We start from the raw sequence: 4,010 nt of genomic DNA on the forward strand, positions 1-4,010 counted from the left end.
TCATCGTGGACTTGCCCGAGCCCGAGGGACCGCAGATGACGATGCGCTCGCCGCGGCGCACGTTGAGGTTGATGTCCCGCAGCACGTGGAACTCGCCGTACCACTTGTGCACGTCGATCATCTGAACAGCCGGGCTCGACACGTCTTCAGTTTGCGTCAGAGGTGCAAAAGCTTCGTCCATAATAAAGACCCCGCTTAGATAGAACGTACGGTTTGGTTAGCCCGGCCGATGCGTCTTCTTCCCTGACCCTGTTGAGCAGATGCTCCGGGTTTGGAGTGCGGGTCTGACGCGAACATGTCCGGGTAGCTTGAAGCGAGCCGGGGGAGGGCAGCCATGATACGGCCGAGATGGTTCCTCATCTGCAATTCTGCTTCGTCAGCATCCCCCTTTTTGATGGCTGCGACGATCGCCTGATGATCATGTAGACTGTTCTCGAAGGCACTATCGGCCGTCAAACGGTCTTTAATTTTGATGTCGATAGAGAGATAGCGAAGCCGGTCGAGCTGCGGCTTATAGTCGTCCACAATATCCCAAGCAATGCTGCGGCCCGCCGCTTCAGCAATGAGGTGGTGGAAGCTGTCGTCACATTCAAAGAACGCCTCGGGGTTTTTCTGCTTTGCGAGTTGTCGCTGGACGGCGAGATTAGCCTCAAGTCGAGCAAGAGCAGTAGGGTCTCGCAGGACTGCCGCTGCACGCGCTGCGGCGCATTCCAGCGCCTCGCGAACAAATGAGGCATTCTCCAAGCCTTCGGGCGAGATTTTGAGGACCATTGTTCCGCGTTGCGGCATCACTCGGATCAAGCCGGAGTCGCGTAAAAGAAGAAAGGCCTCCCGGATCGCGTGGCGGTTAAGCCCAAATGCGTTCGCGACCTCCTGCTCGGACAGTCGCTCGCCAGGTTCGATGTTCAACGTGACAATAGCCCTGCGCAGGAGGCGTGCGATCTGAGGAGCAAGAGGCAGATCATAATCGAGAGCGCTTGCTGCAAATAGGGGATGGTCGTGATCATTGCTCTCAGTCATCGCTCTTATCTTTTTCTCCAATGCCATCCGATGTCCCGCATAATTCTTATTGACACGGTTTTAAGCCTCAGGTCAACTAGTTAATCTGTTGACTAGTCGCCTAGTTGGCTAAAGCTAGGCGCTGGAGCCTCACCCGTGCCGACACGCGCTCGTCCCATAAAATCGTCTCCGCTCCTCCCACGGTCGACCGACGTTGTGATTATCGGCGGTGGAATCGTCGGTGTCAGCACCGCGCTCTTCCTGCTGAAAAAGGGCGTTTCCGTCACCCTATGTGAAAAAGGAGAGATTGCTGGCGAGCAATCAAGCCGCAATTGGGGGTGGTGCCGCACCCAAAGCCGCGACCCCCGTGAGCTGCCACTTGCAATGGAAAGTCTGCGCCTGTGGGGGCAGATGAACGAATTGGTCGGCGCCGAGACAGGCTTTCGCCGCTGCGGTATCCTTTCGCTCAGTAAGACGGACGATCAACTCGAGAAGGCACGTGCGCTCCTTGAGCACGCAAAGCTCTATCAAACCGATAGTCGTCTTGTGTCGCCGACAGAAATTAGACAGCTGGTGCCGGGCTCTCCGCGCGACTGGGCTGGGGGCGTGTACTCACCGAGTGATGGCCGCGCCGAACCTGAAATTGCAGCCCCCGCAATGGCAGAGGGGGCGCAGAGGTTGGGCGGGATAGTCCTGACACACTGCGCTGTGCGAGGACTTGAAACGAGCGGTGGCACAGTCTCAGGAGTTGTGACGGAGAAGGGCCGTATCAGCTGCCAGGCCGTGGTTCTTGCCGGCGGGGCATGGTCAAGCCTGATGTGTGACAGCCTCGGGCTCCGACTGCCGCAGCTCAAGGTCCTCGGAAATGTTATGCGTACGGCGCCCCTTCAGGGTGGCCCCGAGATTTCGACATCCGGGCTTGGCTTCGGCCTCCGAAAGCGCCTTGACGGTGGCTACACCGTTGCATTCGGCCAGTCGAACGAAGCTCAAATCGTTCCGGACAGCTTCAAGTACTTCTTTGACTTTCTTCCGCGGTTTCTTACTGAGCGGGATGCTATTCGTCTGCGTCTTGGACATCGATTTGTCGCGGAGTGGAAGCAGTCACGCCCTTGGAGAATGGATGAGGTCTCGCCCTTCGAGAAAGTTAGGATCCTCGACCCGAAGCCCCTGAAAAGGGACCTTGATGCTGCGCAGCAATCTCATTGCAGCCTTCCCGGTCTTTAAGAATATGCAAATTCTGGAACGTTGGGCGGGTCTCGTCGATGCAACCCCCGACGCAGTCCCGGTCATCTCAGCTGTCGACGAAAAGCCCGGGTTGTTCATCAGCACAGGCTTTTCCGGACATGGATTTGGTATCGGCCCTGGGGCCGGCAAACTCATGGCGGACCTCGTGACAAGCGATATGCCTACCGTCGATCCAACGCCGTTCGAATTCTCTCGCCTGCGCAAGGGTGCACGAGCGATCCTCCGCGAGGACATTCTCGCAGGTATCGGAATCGAGTCATCAAAGACGGAGGATGCGATCGCAAACCGCTGACGCAAAGATATGACGATTAGGCTCGCGCCTGGAATCAAGAAGATTTGGAAGTGCGGGGCATAAGAGACAAGATCCGGCTCGCACCTTCCGATGTAAATCCTAACCTAGAGGGAATACAATGACACGAGCACTTATACGAATGCTAGCCTTTGCTGTTGGACTGGCTTCTGGCGTAGCAGCGCATGCTGAAGATGTGCTGCGCTGGGGGTACGACTCCGCACCGTTTCCGCCATGGACCAACAAGTCGCCATCTGGTCAATGGTCGGGCTTCGATGTCGACATTATGAATAGCCTATGCCGGGAAATGAAAGCCAAATGCGAGATCGTTGAGATTGCCTGGGACGGCATCATCCCGGCATTGCAAGCCAACAAGATCGACATCATCTGGAGCGGCATGTCGATGACTGCCGAGCGCGAGAAGGTCATTGACTTCAGCGATCGTTATCGTCGCGGGCCTGCGGCGTACGTTGCTGCGAAGGATATGAAGCTGGACATCTCAGCGGAAGGGTTCAAGGGAAAAACGGTCGGCGTGAAGAAGGCAACGAACTTCTACTCGTACCTGAATCACTACTACGGAAAGGCCGCTGATATTAAGCTCTATGACACAACGGACGACTCGATCGCGGATCTTGTCGCAGGCCGTATCGATGTCGACATGGGCGACATTCTCGAACTCACGCGGTTCCTCAAGTCCGAGGCGGGCCAAGCCTTCGAGATCAAAGGCGTCACACCTGTTGATCCACTCCTCGGCCGGGGCGCGGGGGCAGGCATCCGCAAAGGTGATACTGCATTGAAGGAGCGGATTAATACGGCATTGGCGACCATCCGTAAGAGCGGTGAGTACACTGCAATCGCCAAGAAGTACTTCGAACATGATCCATATGGCGAGTGATGTGCTCTCGCTCGCGGACCGGCTACGAGCCGGTCCGCCCCGCAAAACTCAAGATGTCAGTCATGTAATGGATCATCGCGGCAATGTCTGACTCAGGCGCCACCGGCTTTCTAGCACTTGTGATGTTTAGCGATCAGGGCTGGGGCGGACCGTTGCTCCGTGGCGCCGTCGTAACGCTTGAAATATCTTTATGCTCCTACCTTTTCGGAGCACTCCTCGGTCTGTTGGGCGCATGGGCGAAACTCTCGGGCTCGCGCCTGACCTGGTGGGTCGCTGAGGTCTATACCACCATTGTCAGAGCCATTCCTGCGCTTCTCCTCGTTATTTTGCTCTTTTATACCGGTACGACCCTGCTCAACGAAGCGATTGCATGGTTCGGGTGGCGCGGCGTTGTGAATTTGAGTGGTTTTGCCGCGGTCGTATTTTCCCTGGGGTTCATCAAGGGAGCGTATATGAGAGCTGGCTCGGGAAATTTGGACAGCGGGATAAGTGGAGTTTCTGCCTGAGAGCAGCCAGAATGGCTGCTGAACAGGAGAGACGATGAGCAAGAGACCCCGCCGGAACCACTCTCCGGCTTTCAAA

The 4,010-nt window shown here is 56.6% G+C and carries 4 protein-coding genes and 1 pseudogene; 3 read left to right on the forward strand and 2 right to left on the reverse strand.

Features of this window, described 5'->3' with window-relative positions:
* Positions 1–121, reverse strand: a 121-nt coding sequence (locus tag FS320_RS39655) for an ATP-binding cassette domain-containing protein (protein WP_425294309.1), incomplete at its 3' end; no start/stop codon positions are given.
* Positions 122–195: 74 nt separating this feature from the next.
* Positions 196–1,020, reverse strand: coding sequence for a GntR family transcriptional regulator (locus tag FS320_RS39660; RefSeq protein WP_162003512.1), 825 nt, complete (start codon positions 1,018–1,020; stop codon positions 196–198).
* A gap of 135 nt (positions 1,021–1,155) precedes the next feature.
* Here FS320_RS39660 and FS320_RS39665 point away from each other — a divergent pair.
* The 3 genes and pseudogenes from FS320_RS39665 (at position 1,156) to FS320_RS39675 (ending at position 3,934) form a co-directional block, all read left to right on the forward strand.
* Positions 1,156–2,536: pseudogene (locus FS320_RS39665) on the forward strand (NAD(P)/FAD-dependent oxidoreductase).
* Between the two features lie 139 nt (positions 2,537–2,675).
* A complete protein-coding gene (locus FS320_RS39670) occupies positions 2,676–3,428 on the forward strand; it encodes a transporter substrate-binding domain-containing protein (RefSeq protein ID WP_162003513.1) in 753 nt (250 codons plus the stop codon).
* Positions 3,429–3,511: 83 nt separating this feature from the next.
* On the forward strand, positions 3,512–3,934 hold the full coding sequence (locus FS320_RS39675) for an ABC transporter permease subunit (RefSeq protein WP_152717916.1): 423 nt from the start codon (positions 3,512–3,514) through the stop codon (positions 3,932–3,934).
* Positions 3,935–4,010 lie beyond the last annotated feature (76 nt).

The organism is Microvirga tunisiensis (assembly GCF_009296175.1).
In the GTDB taxonomy this organism is placed as follows: domain Bacteria; phylum Pseudomonadota; class Alphaproteobacteria; order Rhizobiales; family Beijerinckiaceae; genus Microvirga; species Microvirga tunisiensis.